Origin of the sequence: Natrinema sp. DC36 (assembly GCF_020405225.1) — an archaeon.
In the GTDB taxonomy this organism is placed as follows: Archaea; Halobacteriota; Halobacteria; order Halobacteriales; family Natrialbaceae; genus Natrinema.
In genome coordinates this window covers 1,583,139-1,605,683 of sequence record NZ_CP084472.1, presented here as the reverse complement: position 1 = coordinate 1,605,683, position 22,545 = coordinate 1,583,139, and the positions used below count along the sequence as shown (strand labels likewise).

The window sequence follows — 22,545 nt, the reverse complement described above, 5'->3', positions numbered from 1 at the left end:
AGCTGTAGGTATGGCAAATATAGCCGCCATCAGGATATTAACTGCCGTAATCAGCTATGGGGAACGTGTATGCTCGAAGCTCCGTTACACACCGGTGCACAGCACCCCGATCTCCTCTGGATACTCGTCCCCAGTTTCCTCTCGTTCGTGGCGGGACTCGGACTCGGTTCGGTCTCGGATCGGCTGCGCGACTGGATCCGTCCACAGCGGGACGCCGCAAACAACTGACCGCTACCAATGACGAGTACACGTGTTATCACGGTCTCCGATACCGCGTCCGGAGTGATCGAGGAATGAGCGAGTTCGTTCCGGGTGAGTTGCTCCCGGCCGACGAGCCGGTACCGATAAACGAGGGACGGCCGACGACGACGGTGACGGTCGAGAACACCGGCGACCGGCCCGCACAGGTCGGCTCACACTTTCACTTCTTCGAGGCGAACCCGGGACTCGAGTTCGATCGCGAGTCGGCGTACGGAACCCGACTGGATATTCCGGCGGGGACGGCCGTTCGATTCGAGCCCGGCTGCGAACGCGAGGTCGATCTCGTCGATATCGGCGGCGACCGAATCGTTCACGGGATGGGCGGCCTGGTCGGCGGCGACCTCGACGACGAGGACGTGCGGGCTCGAGCGATCGAGCGCGCTCGAGAGCGGGGCTATATCGCGGAGGCCGACGAATGAGCCGGGAACTCCCGCGCAGGGAGTACACGGAACTGTTCGGCGCGACCGAGGGCGACCGGCTTCGGCTGGGCGATACGAACCTGTTCGCGAAGATCGAGACCGACTACGGCGTCCCCGGCGAGGAGGCGGTCTTCGGCGGCGGGAAGACGATGCGCGACGGGATGGGGATGCAATCCGGCACGACGCAGGCCGAAGGGACCCTCGACTGGGTCTTTACGAACGTCGTGATCATCGATCCCGTACTGGGCGTCTGCAAAGGCGACATCGGCGTCCGTAACGGGAAGATCGTCGGCGTCGGAAAGGCGGGCAACCCAGACACGATGGACGGCGTCGACATGGTGATCGGGCAGAGCACCGACACCATCCCCGCCGACGGGCTGATCGCGACGCCCGGCGCGCTCGACATCCACGTCCACTTCAACAGCCCACAACTGGTCGACCACGCGCTCGCCTCGGGCGTGACGACGATGCTCGGGGGCGGGTTCGGCGGCGGTGCCACGACGTGTACGCCCGGCCCGCGGAACATCCAGCGGTTCCTGCAGGCGGCCGAGGACTGGCCCGTCAACGTCGGCTTCTACGGGAAGGGCAACAGCAGCCGACCGGAATCGCTCCACGAGCAGGTCGAGGCCGGCGCGTGCGGCCTGAAACTCCACGAGGACTGGGGCTCCACGCCGGCGGCGATCGATACCTGCCTCGAGGTGGCCGACGAGGAGGACGTCCAGGTCTGTATCCACACGGACACCCTGAATGAGTCGGGGTTCGTCGAGGACACCTTCGACGCCATCGACGGCCGCGCGATCCACACGTTCCACATCGAGGGCGCCGGCGGCGGCCACGCGCCGGACGTGCTCGAACTGATCGGCCACGAGCACATGCTGCCGTCGTCGACGAACCCGTCGATGCCCTACACCGAGAACACGTTCGACGAACACCTCGACATGGTGATGGTCTGTCACCACCTCAATCCGGACGTCCCCGAGGACGTAGCCTTCGCCGAGTCGCGCATCCGCGCGGAGACGCTCGGCGCGGAGGACGTCCTCCACGACACCGGCGCCATCTCGATGATGACCACCGACTCGCAGGCGATGGGCCGGATGGCCGAGATGGTGTGTCGGACGTGGCAGACCGCCCACAAGATGAAAGCCCAGCGCGGCCCGCTCGAGGCGGATGAGGGCACCGAGGCTGACAACGCTCGCATCGAGCGCTACGTCGCCAAGTACACGATCAACCCCGCGATCACGGCGGGAATCGACGACTACGTCGGCTCGCTCGAGCCCGGAAAACTCGCGGACATCGCGCTGTGGGACCCGGCCTTCTTCGGCAGCAAGCCGGAAGTCGTCATCAAGGGCGGCTTCCCGGTCTGGTCCCAGATGGGCGAGGCCAACGGCTCGCTGATGACCTGCGAGCCGGTGATCGGTCGCGAACGCGCCGGCGCACAGGGGCGAGCGAAACACGGCCTCTCGGTGACGTTCGTCAGCGAGGCCGCCGACGAGAACGAGGTCGGCGATGCCTACGACCTGAAAACGCCCGTCCGGCCCGTCAGCGGCACGCGATCGGTTCGAAAATCGGATATGCTGCACAACGATCACTGCCCGGACGACATCGAAATCGACGCGCAGACGTTCGAGGTTGAGGTCGACGGCGAACACGTCACCTGTGACCCGGCCGACGAAGTCCCGCTGGCGCAGCGATACCTGCTCTGAATCATGGACCGCAAGACAACCACACCGACGATTCCGACCGTATCGACGCTGCGACCGACGACCGAGTGCTCGAGTTCGACCGCCTCGAGGACGCCGCGCTCGAGTCGCTCGAACCAAACTCCCGTCCGAACGGAGGGGGACCGATGAACCTCTCGCCCAAGGAGATGGAGCGACTGACGGTGTTCGTGGCCGCCGAACTCGCCCGCCGGCGAAAGGACCGCGGCGTGAAGCTCAACCACCCCGAGACGGTCGCGTACATCTCCGACTGGGCCTGCGAGGCCGCCCGCGAGGGCAAGTCCGTCGCGCAGATCCGCTCGGAGGCGACCCAGTTACTCACCCGCGAGGACGTCATGGACGGCGTTCCGGCGATGGTCGACATGATCCAGATCGAGCCCGTCTTCCCCGACGGAACCAAGCTGGTGACCGTTCACGATCCGATTCGCGCGGACGGTCCCGACCAACTCGAGACGGTCGATCCGGACCCCGACGAGGACGTCGTGACCGATCCCGACGCACTGGGAAGCGACGACTCGAGCGAGGCACGTACCACGGGCGGCGGCCCCGAACCCACGGAGGGAGACTGATGGGGTACCGCGACGTCGCGAAAGTCGGTCTCGGCGGCCCCGTCGGCTCCGGGAAGACGGCGATGGTCCGGCGGATCGTCCCCGAACTCGTCGACCGGGGCTACGAGGTCGGCGTCATCGCCAACGATATCATGACGCAGGAGGACGCCGACGTCTTCCGGGAGTCGTTCGCCGATCTGCTACCCGCGGACCTCGTCGAGGGGGTCGAAACGGGCGCCTGTCCGCACACGGGCATCCGCGAGGACCCCTCCATGAACCTCGCCGCGATCGACGAGTTCACCGAACGCCACCCCGATCTGGACGTGGTCCTCGTCGAGAGCGGCGGCGACAACCTCGCCGCGACCTTCAACCCCGAACTGGCCGACTACTTCCTGTTCGTCATCAGCGTCGCGGAGGGCGAGGACATCCCCCGAAAGCGCGGCCCTGGCGTCATGCAGGCCGACCTGCTGGTCGTCAATAAAACGGACCTCGCACCGCACGTCGACGCCGACTTGCAGGTGATCGAGGACGATACGAACGCGGTGCGGGGCGACGACCCGTTCGTCTTCACCAACTGCAAGGACGGCGAGGGGATCGACGCGGTCCTCGAGCACGTCGAGCGGGAGGTGCTGTTCGCGTGAGTGCGGGGCGCTCGGGGACGACCGCGGACGACGGACTCTCCCTTCCGCCGTCTTTCGAGGCCTACGCAGACGAATCGCTCGCCCAGGCGCCCGCTGGGGGTCCCGGGAAGAACGGCCTGCTCGAGGCGACGTTCGCCAGGCGGAGCGATGGACCGACCCGGCTGATCCGCGACCGCGTGACGGTCCCCTACCACCTGACGGGGACGCTCGACACCGATCCGGTGCCCGGTCTGACGACGCTGGTCGCACAGGAGCCGACCGGCGGCGTCGCCCAGGGTGACCGCCACCGGATGCGCATCGACGCTCGAGCGGGGGCGCGAGCGCACGTGACGACCCAGAGCGCGACGAAGGTCCACAGCATGAACGCGAACTACGCCCACCTGAACACCGCGCTCCGGGCGGCCGAGGGGAGCTACCTCGAGTACGTTCCGGGACCGACGATCGTTAACGAGGACGCGCGCTGTCTCCAGACGGTCGACGTCGAACTGGCAGACGATGCGGTCGTCGTGATGGCCGACGTCCTCGTTCCGGACGGACTGAGCGATCACGAGCCGTTCGGCTTCGATCACTACCAGTCGCGCGTCGAGGCCGAACACGACGGGCGATTGGTCTGTGCCGACGCGGTCGACCTGCGACCGAACGAGCGCGATCCGCGCGATCCGGCCAGCGTCGGCGAGTACGGCGTCGTCGGCTCGCTGTACGTCTTCGCACCGAGCGGTGACGATCGCGACGACGCGACCGCGCCGGGCGAGAGCGACCTCGAGACACTGATCGACGGGATCTACGACGAGATCGCGGACCGCGACGGCGTCGAGGCCGGCGTCTCGCGGCTCCCCCACGACGTCGGCGCAGTCGTCCGTCTCCTCGGCCACCGGGAGGCGGACGTGACCGAGACGCTGCGCGCCGCGTGGGACGCGACGAGACGACAGCTACTGGGGGTCGGCGTACCCGCCGACCGGCGATACTGATGGAACGAATCGACGGTATCGTCGGCAACGTCCACGCCGACGACGACCTCGCGGCGCTGTACGCCGACCACGAGTCTGCGGGCACGCTCGAGCGCGTCGTCATCGACGCGGACGACCGTCGGCGGTCGCGGTTCCGGGCGACGACGGATGCGGGCACCGACGTCGGCGTCGTCGTGGACAAGGCCGCGGTCTCGGCGGGCGACGTGTTGCTGGCCGAGGACGACCGGCTGATAGTCGTCGCGTTCGAACCCCGCGACGCGCTGGTCGTCTCGCTGCCCGACGCGACGGCCGAGCGACTCGAGGCGGCGGTCGAACTCGGCCACCGAATCGGCAACCAGCACTGGGATCTCGCGATCGACGACGGGGACGTCTACGTCCCGCTCGAGGCCGATCGCCACATCGTCGAGCGGGTCGTCGCCGACGTCGTCCCCGGCTCGGAAATCCGCGAGACGACCGTCGAGGCCGACCTGTTCGTGACCGATCTCGAGGACGCGGATCCCGGCGGCGCACGCGGCGTCAATCACGGCTCGGAGCACGGACACGGGCACGGGTCTGGACACGGTCATGGGCACGAGAACGGTCACTCCCACGATCACGACCACGCTCACGGTCGCGACCACACACACGAACAACCGCACGACTCTCGCCATGACCACTGACCCGAGTTCGTTCCTGACGGCGCTCCGACTCTCGGATTCGTTTCTTCCCGTCGGCGGCTACACGACCTCCTACGGCCTCGAGCAGTACATCAACGAGGATCGGGTCGAGACCGGCGACGATCTGCGGGAATTGCTCGCGGCCTACCTCCGTCGCGTGGTCGGTCCCTGCGAAACCGTCGCGCTGGCGAACGCCCACGCCGCGTGCGCAGACGCCGATCTCGAGCGGCTGCTGGCCGTCGACGAGCGACTCCACGCGGTGACCCTGCCTCGAGAGTTCCGCGAGAGTTCGACCAAGGCGGGCGCGAAGCTCTCCGAACTGTTCGGGTCGAACGGGACGGCGGGCTCGAACGCGGGGGAGAGGAACGGGCACGGGCACGGAGCCTCGTCCGACGCGACCGAAGCGGCGACCGACGGTGGCGAGTTCGCGACCGCCGTCGCCGACGCCGTCGATATCGGTTCGACGCCGGGCCACTATCCGGTCGTCTTCGGGGTCGTCACCGCGTCGCGGGGCCTCTCGCGACTCGAGGCCTGTCTCGCACACGCCTACTCGTTCGTGTCGGGGCTGCTCGGGGCGGCCCAGCGGCTCGGTCGGTTCGGACACACCGAGATCCAGTCCGTGCTCGAGCGACTCGAGCCCACGATAACCGAGGTCTGCGAGCGCCACGTCGACGACGAGCCGGCGGCGATGGCGTCGTTCGCCCCACTAGCCGAAATCATGGGAATGAACCACGAACGCGCCGGGAGACGGCTGTTCATGAGCTGAGACGGAGTACCGTCGGTCAGTTCCAGTGCACCCACGATCCGCCAGACGAACGCGGCGGGACACAGTGTCAGCAGCCCGTAGACGCCGCAGTTGTTCTTCGATCGCGACGCTAGAAGCAGTCACACCCGCTCGAAACTACCGAGTCGAGTATCGCAGCGTCCCCGAATTCACCGAGCCGGAAACGGGCTCACTCGAGTCCGACGAGCCGGGGCCCGGAGGTGGATCGATCGCCCTCTCGAAGGACCGAGACATCTCCGAACCGCACGGTATCGCCGGCCGAACTGTCGTCTCCGAGCTGTGCGACGATCGTCACGTCGCCGTCGAACCGCACCATCCCGAGCCGGTTCGGCGAGCGAACGCCGGGCGGCGTCGCGTGGACGGTCGTCGCGGTGACGACGGTTCCCTCCCGAAGCCGGTAGGAGTGGGTCGCCGTCGACCGACACTCCGAGCACCGCTCGCGCGTGTAATACCAGCGGTTTCCGCACGATTCACAGACGAACGCGTGGTCGGTCGGAACGTCTCGAGTCATGGTCCCTGCAGGATCGTACAGACCGCGTTGTTTCCGAATCCGGCGACGTTGAGCGCCAGCCCCGTCCGCGGATTCTCGACGCGTCGCTCCTCGGGGGCGTCGCCGCGCAACTGCCAGGTCAGTTCGATTATCTGGGCGACGCCGGTCGCGCCGAGCGGATGGCCGCGAGCCTTGAGTCCGCCGCCGGGATTGACCGGCAGCCGTCCGTCGAGGGCCGTTTCGCCGTCCGCCGTCGCCCGCCAGGCGTCGCCGGGGTCGTAGAACCCCAGCTCCTCGAGTTCGAGCAACTCGAGGATCGTGAACGCGTCGTGAATACAGGCGACGTCGACGTCATTCCGCGTGACGTTCGCGTCGGTCAGCGCCCGCCGACCGGCCCGCTCGACGCTCTCGATCTCGAGCGGATTCGGTCGTTCGGCGACCGCGTGGGTGCCGGTCGCGCCGGTGACGCTCGCCACCCGGATCCCGTCCGTTTCTTCTGACTTCTCGAGGACGACCGCGGCGGCACCGTCGCTCGTCGGACAGCAGTCGTACAGGCGAAGGGGTTCCGCGACGGGCGGCGAGGTTCGCGCCTCCTCGAGCGTGATCGGCTCCTGAAACTGCGCGTACGGATTCGTCGCGGCGTTGCGGTGATTCTTGACGGCCACCCGCGCGAACGCAGACGGATCGACGTCGTACGTCCGCAGGTAGTGCTCGGCCGCGAGTCCCGCGAACGACGGGAGGGTGACGCCCTGCGCGTACTCCCGGTCGTGGACGAGACGACTGATGAGCTCCGTCGCCGCGTCCGTCTCGGCGGACGTCATCGTCTCGACGCCGACGACGAGGGCGCGCGACGACGCGCCCGCCTCGAGCGCGTGGACGGCGCGAAGGACGGCGCTCGCACCGCTCGCGCTGGTGTTCTCGATCCGATCCGCGATCGCTCCCTCGACGCCGAGGGCACCGCAGAGGGCGTTCTCGAGCCCCGTTCGCCCCTCGAACGCCTCGGCCGCCATGTTGCCGACGTGGACGGACGTCACGTCCGCAGGTTCGACGGCAGCGTCGGAGAGGGCTCGCCACGCCGCCCGTTCGGCTAACTCGAGTGCAGATCCGGCACTCTCGGATTCGAATCGCGTCATTCCGACGCCGGTAACGAACGCGTCGGTCATCTCGATCGACCTCCCATCACTCCGACCCGAACGCGCCGCGATCGGTGAGTTCGTCCAGTTTCTCCTCGTCGTAGCCGAGGTCACGGAAGACGCTCCGGGTGTCCTCGCCCAGTTTCGGGGGCGGCGACTCGAAGCCGCTGCTCGAGCGGTCGTACTTCAACGGGTGCTCGATCACGGGAATCTCGCCGTGTTCCGGGTGTTCCATCGACGTGACCGACTCACGAGCCGCCGTCTGCTCGTTGTACAGCGCGTCCTCGACGTCGTGTACCGGACCCGCCGGAAGCCCCGCCTCGTCGACCAGCAGGGTCATCCACTCGTCGGTCGTCAGCTCACGGAACGTCCGTTCGAGCTCGCTCTCGAGTTCGTCCATGTGTTCGACGCGGTCGGCGTTCGTCTCGAAGCGCTCGTCGTCGGCCAGTTCGGGGCGATCGATCGCCTGGCACAGCCCGTTCCAGAGCTTCTGATTGAGACAGGCGACGTTGAGGTAGCCGTCGGCGGTCTCGAACGTCTGGTAAGGAGCGAGCACCGGATCTTTCGTTCCCATGCGCGAGGGGCACTCGCCCGCGAACACCTTGCCGGCCTGTTTCGTCAGCCACGGAAGCGCGGCGTCGAGCATGCCGAGATCGATGTACTCGCCCTCGCCCGTCCGCTCGCGCCGGTAGAGCGCGTTCGAAATACCGAAGGCAGCCCACATTCCGGTGATGAGATCGGTCGTCGGGAGGCCGACTTTCACCGGCCGACCGTCGGGCTCTCCGGTGACGCTCATCATGCCGCTCATCCCCTGAATCAGCAGATCGTAGCCGGGCCGTTCGCGCCAGGGTCCCGTCTGTCCGAACGCCGAAATCGCACAGTAGATGACGTCGTCGTTGTGCGAACGGATCGTCTCTTCGTCGACGTCGAGGCGCTCGGCCGTCCCGGGGCGGTAGTTCTGGAGGAAGACGTCGGCCTCGCTCGCGAGGTCGTACAGCGCCTCCCGTCCGGCGTCGCTCTTCAGGTCGAGTTCGACGCTCTTCTTGCCGTAGTTGACCGTCCAGAAGTACGGCGACTCGCCGTCGATGAACGGCGGGCCCGAGTGTCGGTTGTCGTCGCCGACGCCGGGCCGCTCGACTTTGATTACTTCCGCCCCCTGATTGGCGAGCATCAGCGAGCAGAAGCCGCCGGTAACGAACGTGGTCAGATCGACGACTCTCACGCCGTCGAGAATGCGATCACCGGTAGTCATGTGATACCATGAGTGATTCGGACAGTCGGCAAAAAACCTTCCTATCGGCAGTTCCGACTCCGACGCATTCGAGGGTGGCCGTCGAGATCACCCAGCCTCGCCTCATTCGAGACTGTCCGTCGGAATCACGTCCACCCGCGCTCCGGCGTCGAGGGGCTCGGTCGTGAGCACGAAGCCGTCGGCGGCCGCCGCGCGCGAACTCGAGGAGAGCACGCTGGGGTCGAACGTCTCCTCGTACACCGCGAGCGGGGAGTCCACGTGCCCGAGCGGCGTGGCGTCGTCGTCCTCGAGGGTGACCGGAATCGCGTACTCGAAGCCCTCAGGGCCGAGTCCGACGTCGTGGGTGAACGTTCGCTCGAGCGTCGGCGTCGTTCGATCGCCCGTGAACAGCGGACGTGCGACGAGGGCGGCGCTCACGTACGCCCCGATCGGTTTTCCGGGAATAGCGACGGCCAGGGCGTCGTGGTCGGGCAACCGAGCGACGGCGATCGGCTTCCCCGGTCGGATCCGAACCCTGTGGAAGACGACGTCGCCGAGGGACTCGAGCGCGTCGATCACGTAGTCCTTCTTGCCGACGCTCGTCCCGCCGGTGGTGACGACCACGTCGGCCTCGCTCGCGAGGTCGGCGATCCGCCGTTCGACTCGGTCGCCCTCGTCGGGGACCGATCCCCGATACGAGGGGGAGTGCCCCCAGGACCGAACCAGGTTACGGAGCATCGGCGAATCGAGGTCCGTGTGCCGGCCCTCGTGGATCTCGGTTCCCGTGGCGAGCACCGCGACCGACAGCGGCGCGGTGACGACGACCGACTCCCGACCGAGGTCCCGAAGCAAAATGGCGTCGAGCGCGGTGAGCCGATCACCGGCCGCGTAGAGTCGCTCGCCGGCCTCGACGTTCGAGCCGCGCTCGTAGACGTACGTTCCGGCCGCGAGGTCGGGCGTCCGCAGGCGGTCGCCGTCGACGACCGCGTCCTCGCGCTTGACGACGGTGTCGGCCCGGTCGGGAAGCGGCGCCCCCGTGGCGATCTCGATCGCCTGTCCGGCCTCGAGCGCGGGCGGTTTCGTCTCCGGGAACACCGCGTTCTCGACGATCTCGAGTGGCCCGTCGTCGCCGGCGGCGAACGCGTAGCCGTCCATGGTGGCGCGATCGATCGTCGGCTGGGCCGTCTCGGCGACGACCGGCTCGGCGAGGCGACGGCCGGCGATCTCGGCGACCGGAACGGTCGACGTCGCTCGATCCTCGAGGAACTCCTCGCGAGCGGCGAGAACGTGGTCGACGGCCTCTCGCCGCCAAAGCATCTCATCGTGATCGTCCATGCCCCAGAATCGTCAGTGACCGGAAAAAAAGGTTCGGTTGGGACGATCGCGGCGCCGCAGCGCTCGCCGAGTCGTTCGTTGCGGTCGAGAGAAACGGTCCCACGGGTCGGCTTCGTCGCGAAACGTGAACCGCTCCTGGTCGTCTTCCTCGACCGGCCGAGGAAGCGCGACGATCGGCGTTCGGTGATCGGCGATCAGTCCGCGCGATCGACGGGTTTCGATCCGCCGTCCGAGCGGAGCCGATCGAAGACGCTAACGAAGTCGTCTTCGTCCTCCGAGAGCTCGTCCCAGGCGTCGAGCCCGCGTTCTTCGGTCGTTCCCTCGATGGTGTTATCGAGGACGAACGCGATGATGCCACCGATGGCCATTCCCGTGCCGAGGATGACGAACAGCGTCTGCGAGACGAGTTCGGTTCCCAACACCGGGCCGAGGACGGCGACGCCCTCGAGTCCGGCCTGGAAGTCGGTTACGGCCCCGACGTTGCTGATGTAGTTCGGAATCGCGAGCCCCGAGAACAGCGCGAGACCGACGATGAACACGTTCCGGTTCTTATCGAGATCGACGTACTTCAGGTTCGAGAGACCGACCGCGGTGATCTGTCCGAACATCGCGAGGAACAGTGCCCCGACGATCGGATTGGGGATGGTCGCGACCAGTTGACCGAAGTAGCCGACGTAGCCGACGACCAACATGACGAGCGCACCGATCTGGACGACGTAGCGGGACGCCACGCCGGTGATCCCGATGGCGCCGACGTTCTCCGAGTAGGAGGTCGATCCGTTCCCGGTCCCCATGATGCCGGCGAACAGGTTACCGAGTCCTTCCATGCCGATGCCGTGGTTGATGCGTTTCTTGCTGGGTGCGGCCATTCCCGAGAGGCGGGCGACGGCGAAGTAGTCGCCGTAGCTCTCTATCATGGACGCGACGACGCCGGCGAACATTCCGATGATGAACGACGTCGTGAATGTGGGCATACCCCACTGGAACGGCGAGACGGGCTGAATCGCGGACGCCGAGGTGACGGCTCCGAAGTCCACGTATCCAGCTGCGCCGGTGCCGTAGACGCCGCCCACCGAGAGAAGGGCGGCGATAATCCACGCGAGACCGACGCCGAGGAGGATCGGGAACAGTCGGAACACGCTGTGGTACTTGTCGAGGTACTGTGAGAACGCGATGATGAGCACCAGGGTGAGGCCGAACAGCCACCAGTCCTGGGCCCCGCTCGTGATCTGTGGCGTATTGAACAGGGCGAGACCGATCAGCGCGATGGTCGGTGCGATAACGACCGGCGAAAGGAACCGTTTCAGTGCACCCATTACGCCGGTGTAGCCGATCACCACTTCGACTAGCGCTGCGACGATGATCGCACCCTGTAGCTCCCGCAGCATGAGTTCGTACCCGACGCCCTGGGCGCCGAGGGCGGCGATGATCGCGAGTGCGGGGGCGATCATCGAGAACGTCCCGCCCTGAACGATCGGGTACCGGTTACCGATCGTCGTCTGCGCGAGGGTCGCGACGCCCGAAACGACGAAGAAGGTCCCGATCAGTTGCGCCTGGGCCGACGCGGGCATGGACGCGCCCGCACCCTGCATCGCCCCGATGAGGACCAGCGGGATAGCGATGGTCGAACCGATCATCGTAAGGTAGTGCTGGAACCCCAACAGTATCGACTCGAGGAGCGGCGGTTTGTCTTCGATGCTGTATTCGACGAAATCCGACTCCTGTGGGGCCGGAATGTTCCCCTCTGCAGCGGCTATGCCGTCGCCGTCGTTCGGTGGATCGTTGTCTGTCATATCGTGGCTCCGATTGTGTGAAGAGCTGTCATCCCCACATCCCTCATAATTCAAAGACAATTACTTAAGTCTGTTGCTAGCTCTTGACAAAGCATGTTCAAAAATATCCGCATTTATTGCATAGAGCCGGTCCGAAGTCGGAATAATAACTTCCATATTTGACCGAAATCTATATTTGATTGTTCTATCTAAATACGATCGTATATGGTAGACATACTCATACGAGGAGGGACCGTCGTCACGGCCACGGACATGTTCGAGGCCGATGTCGGAATCATCGGCGAACGCATCGTTGCCGTCGGGGACGGCGACGAGATGAGCGACGCCGAGACGGTCGTCGACGCGACTGACAGACTGGTGCTGCCCGGCGTGGTCGATCCCCACGTCCACATCGACGACATGTTCTCGTTCGACACCTACGAAAGCGCCTCCAAGGCGGCGGCCCTCGGCGGAACGACCACGTTCATCGACTTCGCCTGGCAGGCCTGGGTCGGCGAGACGAGCCTGTGGGACGAGGAGGGGTCGCTTCTGGAGGGAATCGAGCGCAAACGCGACAAAGCGGAGAACCCGGTCGTCGACTTCGGACTCCACGCCGCGATCACTCGAGAAGACGAGGGGGTCTTCGAGGAGTTCGAGGCCGTTATCGAGGCTGGCGTCCCTACGTTCAAGCTGTTCACCGCCTACGAGTTCGGGTTGACGAACGGGTTCATGGACCGGACGTTCGGCGAACTGGCCGACCACGACGCGGTCGCCGTCTTGCACTCCGAAGACGGCGCTCTCTGTGATTATCTGGCCGAGCGCTTCCAGGCCGAGGGGAAGGGAGATCCCGAATGGTATCCACAGTCGCGGCCGGATTACGCGGAAGCGATGGCCGCCGAGGACGCCGTCCGGATGGCGATGGAGGCGGGGTGTCGGTACTACGGGATCCACACGACCTGTCGGAAGTCCGCCGAGGTGCTCGCGCAGTTCCGGGAGGAGTTCGGCGAGGAGATGATCCGGGCGGAGACGTGTACCCACTACACGACGCTGGACGATTCCATCTTCGAGGAGATGGGGCACCTCCCGATGATCGCCCCGCCGATTCGGAAACCCGACGACAACGAGGCGATGTTCGAGCACCTCGAGCGCGGAACGCTCGACGTCGTCTCGACGGACCACTGCGGGTACACGGAGGAGAGCAAACAGGTCGAGAACTGGTGGGACAGCAAGTTCGGCGCGAACGCCCTCCAGACGAGCCTGCCGGTGTTCCACGACGAAGCGGTCAACGAGCGCGGCTACTCGTATCCGTTCCTCGTTCGCGCGATGTGTACGAACCCGGCTCGAGTGTTCGGGCTTTCCTCGAAGGGAACGCTCGAACCGGGGACCGACGCCGACGTCCTCGTGTTCGATCCCGACGCGTCCGACACCATCGACGCCGAGGACAACGCGAGCGTCGCCGATTTCTCCATCTACGAGGGCAGAGAGGTCACCGGTCGCGTCGAGAAGACCTTCGTTCGGGGCGAACTCGTAGCCGACGACGGCGAAATCGTCGGGGAGCCCGGACACGGCCAGTTCGTCGAGCGGGACCTCCCCGACTGGGAGTTCTGATCTGGGCCGAGGACCAATCCGGTATCGGCCGGCGGCCGTCCGGTGTCCGCCCGCGTACTCGGCTATTTTTGTCGACTACTCGCCGTTTGCGAGTCGGAACGCCGCGTTGGCGATCGTGTTCGCCGACGAGTAGCAGTCGTCCCAGCTCGTGTACTCCGCTTCGGTGTGGCTCTTGCCGTCCTCGCTGACCGCGAACACCATGCTGGTATCACAGACGTCGGCGAGGTGGACGGCGTCGTGGCCGGCGCCGCTGAAGATGCGCATGCTGTCGTAGCCGAGTTCGTCGGCCGACGCCTGCACGGCGTCGACGCACGTGTCGGCGAAGCGCACGCTGTCCGACTCGTGGCGTTTCTCCCACTCCCACTCGAGGCCCTCTCGATCCGCTGCCGCCTCCGCTTCGGCGAGCACTCGGCGTTTCGCCTCCTCGACGATGTCGTCGGACGGGTCCCGGAATCCGAACGTGAACGTCACCTCCTCGGGGATGATGTTGATCGAGTTCGGCTGCGCGTCGACGTAGCCGACCGTTCCGACGGTTCGATCGCCCAGCGTGCTCGGGATGCGACGGACCTGCGTGATCACGTCGGCGGCCCCGACGAGCGCGTCGTTGCGGAAGTGCATCGGAGTCGGACCCGAGTGGTCGGCTTCGCCGTAGTACGTGATCGCACCCCAGTAGAATCCGACGACGCCCGTCACGACGCCGACCTCCTTGCCCTCCAGTTCGAGGTACGGACCTTGCTCGACGTGAAGCTCGAGGTACGCCTCGTACTCCTCCTGGGGTTCGGCCGGGACGTCGCCCCGGTACCCGATCCGTTCGAGCTCGTCGACCAGCCGATCGCCGTTCTCGTCGGTCCGCTCGTACTCCGTCTCGATGTCGTGGGCACCGACCCAGACGCCGCTGCCCTGCATCGCCGGCTGAAAGCGCGACCCCTCCTCGTTCGTCCAGTTGACGATCTCTATCGGGTGTTCGGTCTCGATCCCGTCCTCCTCGAGTGTGCGAAGTAATTCGAGGGGGGCGATCACGCCGAGTGCCCCGTCGTAGATCCCCCCGTACGGCTGGGAGTCGAGGTGCGACCCGACCAGGACCGGCGCGGCGTCGGGATCCGCGCCCTCGCGACGCCCGAACGTGTTTCCGAATTCGTCGATTCGGACGTCGAGCCCGAGTTCCTCGAGCTGCTCGCGGAACCAGTCCCGGATCTCCCTGTCCTCGTCGGACAGCGCTAGCCGGTGGAGGCCGCCGTCGTCCGTGCCGCCGATCGTCGCCTGTTCTTTCATCGTCTCGACGAACCGCTCCCTGTCAATCCCAATCGACATACGTTCACGACTGTCACGGCACGTATTAGCTCTTGTCCCAATGACGGAGAAATACTCGAATACTGCTCCTCCTTCTCCCCGATAATCGGACACATCGATACAATACTGCGGTTTCGTCGCGGTGGAACCAAGGTATATGTAGACGTGGGCTCGTTCGTGGGGTATGCACGCCACACACACTGCCGTCACGGTGAGCGACCTCGAGGCGACGACCGATTTCTACGAGGGGGTGCTCGGGCTGGAGTACCAGCGAGAGTTCACGGGAGACGACGGCGTCGTTAACTATTACGTCGGAACCGACGCCGGCGCTTCCCTCCAGTTCAAGTTCGACCCGAACGCCGACGGGGCCGTCGATCCGTCGGGTATCGACCACCTCGCGTTCTCGGTCGAGGACGTCGACGCGACCTTCGCGCGGGTCCTCGAGGAGAGCGGGTGCGACGTCCACCTCGAACCGACGACGTTCGACGCGGCGAACAGGCGAGCGGCGTTCGTCTACGATCCTGACGGCTACGTCGTCGAGTTCGTTCAACCGGTCTAAGTCGCGCGGACTCGTCCTCGCTGTCACACAGCGTCTCCACCTCGTTGTCCCGCGGGTAGTCGGTATCCGCTTTCGTCCGCACGTCCCAGTCTGCCCGCTCGAGGGTCCGGTTGGGAGTGCGATCCTCGACCCGACCATAACAGTAACGACAGTGACCGCTCATGCTGTACTCGTGACCACCGACAACGCGCTCGACGATGTCGACGCCGCTGCCGCGGAGACGTTCGCACTTCGTCGCGGCGACGCGTTCGCGATCACAGCGGACCACATCTACGTCGCTCGCGGCGATGGAGAACCGATACGCATTGCCTTCGAGGACGTCGTAGAGGTCGAGTACAACGCCTTCGATTGGTTTCTCGCCGTGCTCAGCGTCGGACTCGTCGTATTCGGCGGATACTCGACGACGGAACACGTACTCGGCGGCATCGCGTTCGCCGCCGTCGGCGTCGCGAGCCTCTTCGTGACGTACCGGAAGCGCGGCAAGCTCTCGTTCAAAGTCACCGGTCGCACGAAACCGCTCACAGTGTTTCCCGAGCGTCCGAACGCTGCCTACGAGGCGCTTCGTCCACGTCTGTCGGAGTGACCCCCATCTGGATACAGACTCGTCACGGTGCCCGTTTTTCGTGATCCCCGCTCGTCACGCCCTTCCGATTCGTCGAAACGGCGTCACTATATAACTGTTCGATATACACCAAGTAAATTGGATCCAGGCCAATCTTGAGCGATACTATACCAACAGCTTTTAACTTTTGTTTCGTACGTAGTCTCATGGGAGACGAGTTATCACCCCTCAACGACATCGAACAGACAGACAAACGACACGTCTTCGGCACGTGGTCGTTCCAGAGCGAAGTCAGCCCGACGCAGGTCGTCGGCGGTGACGGAGCGCGATTCACGACGGCCGACGGCGAGGAGTACATCGACTTCTCCGGACAGCTCATGTGCTCCAATCTCGGCCATTCCGCGGACGGCGTCGCGGATGCGATCGCCGAGCAGGCCCGGGAGGGCGCGTACTTCGCGCCCGGCTTCACGACGGAGGCACGCGCCCAACTCGGCGAGAAACTGGCCGAGGTCACACCGGGAGACCTCACTAAAACGTTCTTTTCGACCAGCGGCACCGAGGCCGTGGAGGCCGCGATCAAAATCGCGCGCTTCTACACGGGAAAGCAGAAGATCATCTCGCGGTACCGCTCCTACCACGGCGCGACCGCCGGTTCGATCAGCGTCACCGGCGATCCGCGGCGGCTGCCGGCCGAACCCAGCGTTCCCGGCGCGATCAAAGCGCCCGATCCGTACGCGTACGGCTCGACGCTCGAGCCGATGGAGAGCCTCGAGTACATCGACGAAATGCTCGACCTCGAGGGCGATACGGTCGCGGCGGTGCTCGTCGAACCGATCGTCGGCTCGAACGGTATTCTCGTTCCGCCGGACGAGTATCTCCCCGAACTCAAGCGAATCGCCCACGATCACGGCGCGTTACTGATCTGTGACGAAGTGATGTCCGGGTTCGGCCGCACCGGCGAGTGGTTCGGCTGCGACGTCTTCGACGTCACGCCCGATATCATGACGATGGCGAAAGGCCTCACCGGCGCGTACGCCCCTCTGGGCGCGACGATCGTCACCCCGGAAATCGCGGACTACTTCGAGGACGAGCTGTTCTGTCACGGCCACACCTACGCGGGGCATCCCGTCGCCTGTGCGGCCGGGCTCGCCGCCGTCGAGACCTACGAGGAGGAGAACCTCATCGAGCGCGCGAGCGAGATCGGCGACGTCCTCGGCGAGCGACTCGCGGAACTCGCCGCGGATCATCCGAGCGTCGGCGAGGCGCGCGGCGTCGGGCTCTTCCGCGGTCTCGAACTCACCCGGTCGACCGACGAACGCGTTCCGTTCGGGGAGCGATCGGACAAGATCTCGACGGGCACGACGGTGGTGGACGAAGTGGCCGCCCGCGCCCGCGATCACGGCGTCTACGTCGCGAACATGATCAACACGCTCATCATCGCGCCGCCGCTGGTACTGACGGAAGCGGACCTCGATCGGGGTATCGAAGCGTTAGACGCCGCGCTCGAGCACTCTGACGCCGCGATGGAGGACTAAACGAATGAGCGACCTCCCGCCGGCGTACGGCGGTGAAATCCTCCACGTCGACCTCGAGAGCGGCGAGAGCGAGCGCGAGGAAATCACGCCCGAGGACGCGCGCCTGTTCCTCGGCGGCAACGGCCTCGCCGTCAAGCTCGTCGCCGAACACGTCCCCGCGTCGGCCGACGCGTTCGATTCGGAGAACGTCGTCGTCTTCGCGGTCGGACCGATGAACGCCACGCCGTTCCAGAGCACGAGTCGCGGCGTCGTCGGGTTCGTCAGTCCGATGACCGACGGGTTCTTCGACAGCACGTTCGGCGGGACGTTCCCGCGAGCCCAGAAGACGACGGGGTTCGACGCGATCGCGTTACACGGCGCGGCCGACGACCTCTCGTACGTCAACATCACGGCGGACGGCGCGACCGTCGAACCCGCCGCCGACCTGGCCGGCCTGGACACGTACGAGACCTGCGAGCGGGTACGCGAACGAGAGGGCGTCGGCTACGACACGCACGTCATCGCCGCCGGCCCGGCCGGCGAGAATCGAGTGCGCTACGCCTGCCTGTTGCACGAGTCGAAACGGCGCGAAGGCGTCGCCGGTCGGGGCGGCAGCGGGGCGGTTCTCGGCTCGAAGAACGTCAAAGCCGTCGCCGTCCGGGAGGGCGACTTCGAGCCCGAACTCGCGGCACCCGATCGACTTCGGACGCTCGCTACCGGGCGGATGAAACCGCTGATGGAGGGGACCGAGATGCTACAGGACTTCGGGACCAGCGGCCTCGTGAACCCGGTCAACGAGACGGGAAAGCTCGGCCAGCGCAACAACCAAACCGAGCGGACGTCCCGGGAGAACGCGGAGGCGATCAGCGGCGAACGGCTCCGCGAGGAGTTCGTCACCGAGGACACCACGTGCGCCAACTGCGCGGTGGCCTGCGGGAAACACGTCGCGGTCAAATCGGAGGGGATCACCGAGGCGAAGATTCCGGAGTTCGAGAGCCTGTTCGGGACCGCGACGATGCAGGAGGTGTACGACATCAAGCGCGTGATGAAAGCGAACGATCTGTGCGACCGGCTGGGGATGGATACCATCAGTTGGGGCGTGACCGTCGCGTTCGCGCGGGAGTGCTACGAGGAGGGGCTGCTGTCCGCGGACGCCTCACCGCACCTGGCGTTCGGCGACGCCGACGGTCTCGTGGAACTCGCCGAACAGACCGCGCGACGTGACGGAATCGGCGATCGGCTCGCGGCGGGCTCGTTCCGATTTTCCCACTCGCTGGACGACGCGGCGGAGCGGTACCTGCACGGGGCGAAGGGGCTGGAGTTCGCGGCCCACTCGCCGCGGGGTCTCAAGGGGATGTCGATCGGATACGCGACCGCGACTCGAGGCGGTTCGCATCACGACACGCGGCCCACGCTCCAGTATCAGGGGGAACACGACGAGACGACGGACGGGACCGCCGAGTTCGCCGCTCGCTCGCAGCACTTCACGGCCGTCGGAGACTCGCTGACCCAGTGTCGGTTCGTCAGCGAGGGCGGGTGGGGCGAACGACTGAACGAGCGCTACAGCGAGGCGGTGAACGCCGCGACCGGCTGGGACCTCGACCCGGCCGAACTCGAGCGGATCGGCGAGCGCATCTACAACCTGGAGCGACTCGTCAACGTCCAGCGCGGGATCGCCGGTCGAGCGGATGACACGCTCCCCTACCGAGTCATGCACGAGGCGATTCCCGACGGACCGTCGGCCGGAATGTTCTGTCCGCCGTCGGAACTCGAGGCCATGCTGGACGAGTACTACGCGTTCCGCGGCTGGGACGACGACGGCGTTCCGACCGACGAGACGCTCGAGCGGCTCGAGATCGCCCCGTTCGCGAACTGAGCGGACGGACGAGTGCATCGGCCCGTTTTTGCCGACCGCTCACCGATCGGACGGTCGATCCCGAATTTCGTCGACACAGCCGCCGCTTCGGCCGAATAGCGCGGCGGCTCCAGATCGGAGGGAATGAACTATTACAGTTCGACCGTATCGGTAGACGTGATGGCATCTGATCCGGAGTACGCAGTCACTGCTGAACTTGATGTGATGGTCGAGATGCGCGACGGTGTCGAACTGGCGACCGACGTCTACCGTCCGGCCGACCCCGACACGGGCGAACCGATCGACGATCCCAAGCCCGCGCTTCTCGATCGAACCCCCTACGGGAAACGCGGACGAATGGAACGACACGGCGAGTGGTTCGCCGAGCGCGGCTACGTCGTCGCGATTCAGGACTGTCGCGGTCGATTCAACAGCGGCGGCGACTACTATATCTTCGTCAACGAACCCGAGGACGGCTACGACACCGTCGAATGGCTCGCCGAGCGGCCCTACTGTGACGACCAGGTCGGGACGATCGGCACCTCCTACGGCGCGTGGGTGCAGAACGCGCTCGCCACGCAGGACCCGCCGCACCTCGAGGCCATGTTCATCAATCAGGGGGCCGCCAACGGACGGAAGGCGACCTTCCGGCACAACGGGGCCTTCGAGCTCCGGTGGCTCTGCTGGGCGTACACCCTCGGCGGCGGGTTCGCCAAGCGGGCGCTCGAGGATTCGGACGTCCAGCGCCGACTCGCCAACGTCGACGTACGGGACGTGCTCGAGAACGGGCCGATCCAGCGGGGGCAGTCGCCGCTGCGGCACATCCCCGACTACGAGGAGTGGGCGTTCGACATCATGACGCAGGGGGCCGCGAGCGACGAACTCTGGCAGGAGCCGGGGCTCAACTTCGAGGCGTACTACGACGAGTCGGCGGACGTTCCGACCGTCTACTCGGGCGCGTGGTACGACTCCTACACGAAGGCGACCTGCGACAACTTCGAGGCGCTCGCCGAGCGAAAGGACAGCGACCACTACCTCCTGATGGGGCCGTGGACCCACGGCTGGAACACCTATCCCCTGCCCTCGTGGAACAAGTCCTACTCCGGCGAACTCGAGTTCGGCGAGCAGGCCTTGCGCGACTACCAGGAGACGCGGCTGCGCTTTTTCGATCACTACCTCAAGGGCGAGGACACCTGGGGCGACCAGCCGACGGTCCAATACTTCCAGATGGGGACCGGCGACGGCTCGCAGACTCGCGACGGGCGGCTCTTCCACAGCGGCGAGTGGCGCTCCGGCGAGGAGTGGCCCCTGTCGGACACCGAGTTCACGACCTACTACATCCACGAGGACGGCCGGTTGTCGACGGACGAGCCGACCGTCGAGGACGCCGCCACGAGCTACGAGTTCGATCCGAGCGATCCGGTCCCCACCCTCGGGGGCAACTGCTCGTCGTACATCACATACGAGCCGCGAGACGAGAACCTCATCGAGTACCCGCTCGCCAATCGAAACCTGCAGGACATCACCGGCCGCGGCGGCTTCGACCAGCGAACGCGCCCCGATACGCTCGGCGCCGAGTCGCCGTACGGCCCCCTCGACGAGCGCAACGACGTCCTCGTCTACCGGACGCCGCCGCTCGAGGAAGACCTCGAGATCACCGGATCGATCAGCGTGAGCGTCTTCGGCTCGACCGACGCGCCCGACACCGACTTCACGGCGAAACTCGTCGACGAGTACCCGCCCAGCGAGGAGTTCCCGAACGGCTTCGCGGTGAACCTCGCCGACTCCATCTGCCGCGGCCGCTACCGGGGCTACCGGGACGAGCCCGACCTGCTCGAGCCCGGCGAGGTCTACGAGTTCGAGATGGAGCCGTACCCGACGGCGAACGTCTTCAAGGCGGGCCACCGCATCCGGCTGGACATCTCCTCGTCGAACTACCCGCGCTTCGACGTGAACCACAACACCGGCGGGCCGCTGTACGGCGACCGCGAGTCCGAAATCGCGACCAACACGGTCCACCACGACGCCGAGTACGCGACGCAGATCGAACTGCCGGTTCAGCCGCGGTAACGCGTTCGCGGTCGATCCACCGACCGGCGGACGTTGGACCACGCCGCTCGCTCGAGGCGTACACGATCTCTTCTCGCCGGGGCCGCGAGTTGGTTTCGCTCTGTTTTCGGCACGGTTCTCGCCCGCTTCCCGTTCCCGGTGATACGCCGAATGGGGCCGCCGCGCTATCGGACTCGAGAAGCGATCGAAAAGCGACCGAAAAACGAACCGCTGCGACCGGATTACTTGAACGCGACGACGCGGGAGACGCTGGATTCCCCGCCGCGGAAGCGCCACGGGAAGGTCCCGATCTGGACGCGCTCGTTGAGCAGTTCCTCGGGGACCTGTGCGTTCTCCACGTGGATGATCCCCTCGGGGAAGAGCTCGTTGTGCATGAGCTGGTAGCCCTCGGGCGGGAAGACCTCGTCGAGGTCGTCGACGCCGAAGTGGTCGGCCGCTTCCTCGGCGAGTTCGGGTCGAATCTCCTGGATGACCGTGTTCATCGGGTGATCGGCGCTCCCGCAGTCCAGGATGAGGTAGTTGAGGTTCATCTCCTTGCACCAGTCGGCGAACTCCGCGTTCGGACCGGGGTGCTTACAGAAGTACCGGTGGGGATCCGCCTCCTCGGTGTGCCAGGCGTAGTCCTGGTAGCCCGTATGGATGAACAGGATGTCGCCCTCCTGGACGTCACAGACGTCCTCGATCATCTCGCTGGTGTAGACGTCGTAGTCGTCGACCTTGTCGGAGATGTCGGCGACGACCGCGTCGCCGACGAGCTCGTCGAGACCGACCTCTTCGATGTCCCGGCCGTGAGCGACGAAGTGTTTCTCGCCGTCGAGGTGCGTCCCGGTGTGGTTCATGAACTCGATTTTCTGCCCGTTCACCTTCTCCGTGTCCAGGCTCTTTTCGTACCAGACCTTGGGGTTGTCGTACGTCGGCCACGCTGGCGTGTCAACCGACCACGGCTGCGTCAAGTCGTACATCTCGTAGCCATCGAGCATGGATGCTACATTCCGGGCTTCTCACTTAAACCTACGTAAACCGGGTTGTCGGATACCACCGCGGGTAGCCGGCTGCTATCGAGCGGATCGTTCGGACGCCCGACACGGATCCAGTCAGCCGGTTTCTCACAACGAGTTGTGACAACATTTA

The 22,545-nt window shown here is 65.8% G+C and carries 21 protein-coding genes; 14 read left to right on the top strand and 7 right to left on the bottom strand.

Annotation, left to right across the window (positions count from 1 at the left end; all coding sequences use genetic code 11):
* The first annotated feature begins 69 nt into the window (after positions 1–69).
* From LDH74_RS08585 to LDH74_RS08550, 8 genes are all read left to right on the top strand, one after another.
* On the top strand, positions 70–228 hold the full coding sequence (locus LDH74_RS08585; RefSeq protein WP_226042089.1) for a hypothetical protein: 159 nt from the start codon (positions 70–72) through the stop codon (positions 226–228).
* A gap of 65 nt (positions 229–293) precedes the next feature.
* Positions 294–680 carry an urease subunit beta gene (locus LDH74_RS08580; protein ID WP_226042088.1) on the top strand — a complete coding sequence of 129 codons (387 nt, stop codon included), beginning with the start codon at positions 294–296 and terminating at the stop codon, positions 678–680.
* Positions 677–2,383 carry an urease subunit alpha gene (gene ureC, locus LDH74_RS08575; protein WP_226042087.1) on the top strand — a complete coding sequence of 569 codons (1,707 nt, stop codon included), beginning with the start codon at positions 677–679 and terminating at the stop codon, positions 2,381–2,383. Before LDH74_RS08580 ends, ureC begins: the two co-directional genes overlap by 4 nt.
* 143 nt (positions 2,384–2,526) lie before the next feature.
* Positions 2,527–2,967: an urease subunit gamma gene (locus LDH74_RS08570; protein ID WP_226042513.1), complete on the top strand. Its 441-nt coding sequence runs from the start codon at positions 2,527–2,529 to the stop codon at positions 2,965–2,967.
* Entirely contained in the window at positions 2,967–3,587 is a 621-nt protein-coding gene (ureG, locus tag LDH74_RS08565) for an urease accessory protein UreG (protein WP_226042086.1), read from the top strand. The genes LDH74_RS08570 and ureG overlap by 1 nt, the downstream gene beginning before the upstream one ends.
* Entirely contained in the window at positions 3,584–4,555 is a 972-nt protein-coding gene (locus LDH74_RS08560) for an urease accessory protein UreD (RefSeq protein WP_226042085.1), read from the top strand. The genes ureG and LDH74_RS08560 overlap by 4 nt, the downstream gene beginning before the upstream one ends.
* Positions 4,555–5,214, top strand: coding sequence for an urease accessory protein UreE (gene ureE, locus LDH74_RS08555; protein WP_226042084.1), 660 nt, complete (start codon positions 4,555–4,557; stop codon positions 5,212–5,214). Before LDH74_RS08560 ends, ureE begins: the two co-directional genes overlap by 1 nt.
* Positions 5,204–5,977 carry an urease accessory UreF family protein gene (locus tag LDH74_RS08550; RefSeq protein ID WP_226042083.1) on the top strand — a complete coding sequence of 258 codons (774 nt, stop codon included), beginning with the start codon at positions 5,204–5,206 and terminating at the stop codon, positions 5,975–5,977. The genes ureE and LDH74_RS08550 overlap by 11 nt, the downstream gene beginning before the upstream one ends.
* 187 nt (positions 5,978–6,164) lie before the next feature.
* Here LDH74_RS08550 and LDH74_RS08545 read toward each other — a convergent pair whose 3' ends face one another.
* From LDH74_RS08545 to LDH74_RS08525, 5 genes are all read right to left on the bottom strand, one after another.
* A complete protein-coding gene (locus LDH74_RS08545) occupies positions 6,165–6,506 on the bottom strand; it encodes an OB-fold domain-containing protein (protein WP_226042082.1) in 342 nt (113 codons plus the stop codon).
* Positions 6,503–7,648, bottom strand: coding sequence for a thiolase family protein (locus LDH74_RS08540; protein WP_226042081.1), 1,146 nt, complete (start codon positions 7,646–7,648; stop codon positions 6,503–6,505). Before LDH74_RS08540 ends, LDH74_RS08545 begins: the two co-directional genes overlap by 4 nt.
* 16 nt (positions 7,649–7,664) lie before the next feature.
* Positions 7,665–8,870, bottom strand: a complete 1,206-nt coding sequence (locus LDH74_RS08535; protein ID WP_226042080.1) for a CaiB/BaiF CoA-transferase family protein — start codon at positions 8,868–8,870, stop codon at positions 7,665–7,667.
* Positions 8,871–8,972: 102 nt separating this feature from the next.
* Positions 8,973–10,184 carry a molybdopterin molybdotransferase MoeA gene (locus tag LDH74_RS08530; RefSeq protein WP_226042079.1) on the bottom strand — a complete coding sequence of 404 codons (1,212 nt, stop codon included), beginning with the start codon at positions 10,182–10,184 and terminating at the stop codon, positions 8,973–8,975.
* Positions 10,185–10,378: 194 nt separating this feature from the next.
* A complete protein-coding gene (locus tag LDH74_RS08525) occupies positions 10,379–11,977 on the bottom strand; it encodes a solute carrier family 23 protein (RefSeq protein WP_226042078.1) in 1,599 nt (532 codons plus the stop codon).
* A 204-nt stretch (positions 11,978–12,181) separates the two neighbouring features.
* On the opposite strand from LDH74_RS08525, the gene LDH74_RS08520 reads away from it, so the two are divergent.
* Complete coding sequence (locus LDH74_RS08520) at positions 12,182–13,564, top strand: amidohydrolase family protein (RefSeq protein WP_226042077.1); 1,383 nt, start codon at positions 12,182–12,184, stop codon at positions 13,562–13,564.
* A 75-nt stretch (positions 13,565–13,639) separates the two neighbouring features.
* Here the strand turns inward: LDH74_RS08520 and LDH74_RS08515 are convergent, their stop codons facing one another.
* On the bottom strand, positions 13,640–14,875 hold the full coding sequence (locus tag LDH74_RS08515) for a Zn-dependent hydrolase (RefSeq protein WP_226042076.1): 1,236 nt from the start codon (positions 14,873–14,875) through the stop codon (positions 13,640–13,642).
* Between the two features lie 163 nt (positions 14,876–15,038).
* Here LDH74_RS08515 and LDH74_RS08510 point away from each other — a divergent pair, with 163 nt between their 5' ends.
* From LDH74_RS08510 to LDH74_RS08490, 5 genes are all read left to right on the top strand, one after another.
* Positions 15,039–15,413: a VOC family protein gene (locus tag LDH74_RS08510; RefSeq protein ID WP_226042075.1), complete on the top strand. Its 375-nt coding sequence runs from the start codon at positions 15,039–15,041 to the stop codon at positions 15,411–15,413.
* Positions 15,414–15,585: 172 nt separating this feature from the next.
* Positions 15,586–15,996 carry a hypothetical protein gene (locus LDH74_RS08505; RefSeq protein WP_226042074.1) on the top strand — a complete coding sequence of 137 codons (411 nt, stop codon included), beginning with the start codon at positions 15,586–15,588 and terminating at the stop codon, positions 15,994–15,996.
* A 185-nt stretch (positions 15,997–16,181) separates the two neighbouring features.
* Entirely contained in the window at positions 16,182–17,510 is a 1,329-nt protein-coding gene (locus LDH74_RS08500; RefSeq protein ID WP_226042073.1) for an aspartate aminotransferase family protein, read from the top strand.
* A gap of 4 nt (positions 17,511–17,514) precedes the next feature.
* Positions 17,515–19,365, top strand: a complete 1,851-nt coding sequence (locus tag LDH74_RS08495) for an aldehyde ferredoxin oxidoreductase family protein (RefSeq protein ID WP_226042072.1) — start codon at positions 17,515–17,517, stop codon at positions 19,363–19,365.
* Between the two features lie 159 nt (positions 19,366–19,524).
* Entirely contained in the window at positions 19,525–21,414 is a 1,890-nt protein-coding gene (locus tag LDH74_RS08490; RefSeq protein WP_226042071.1) for a CocE/NonD family hydrolase, read from the top strand.
* A 221-nt stretch (positions 21,415–21,635) separates the two neighbouring features.
* Here the strand turns inward: LDH74_RS08490 and LDH74_RS08485 are convergent, their stop codons facing one another.
* The gene (locus tag LDH74_RS08485; RefSeq protein ID WP_226042070.1) at positions 21,636–22,394 is read right to left on the bottom strand and encodes a cyclase family protein; all 759 of its coding nucleotides are present in this window, start codon (positions 22,392–22,394) and stop codon (positions 21,636–21,638) included.
* Positions 22,395–22,545: the final 151 nt, after the last annotated feature.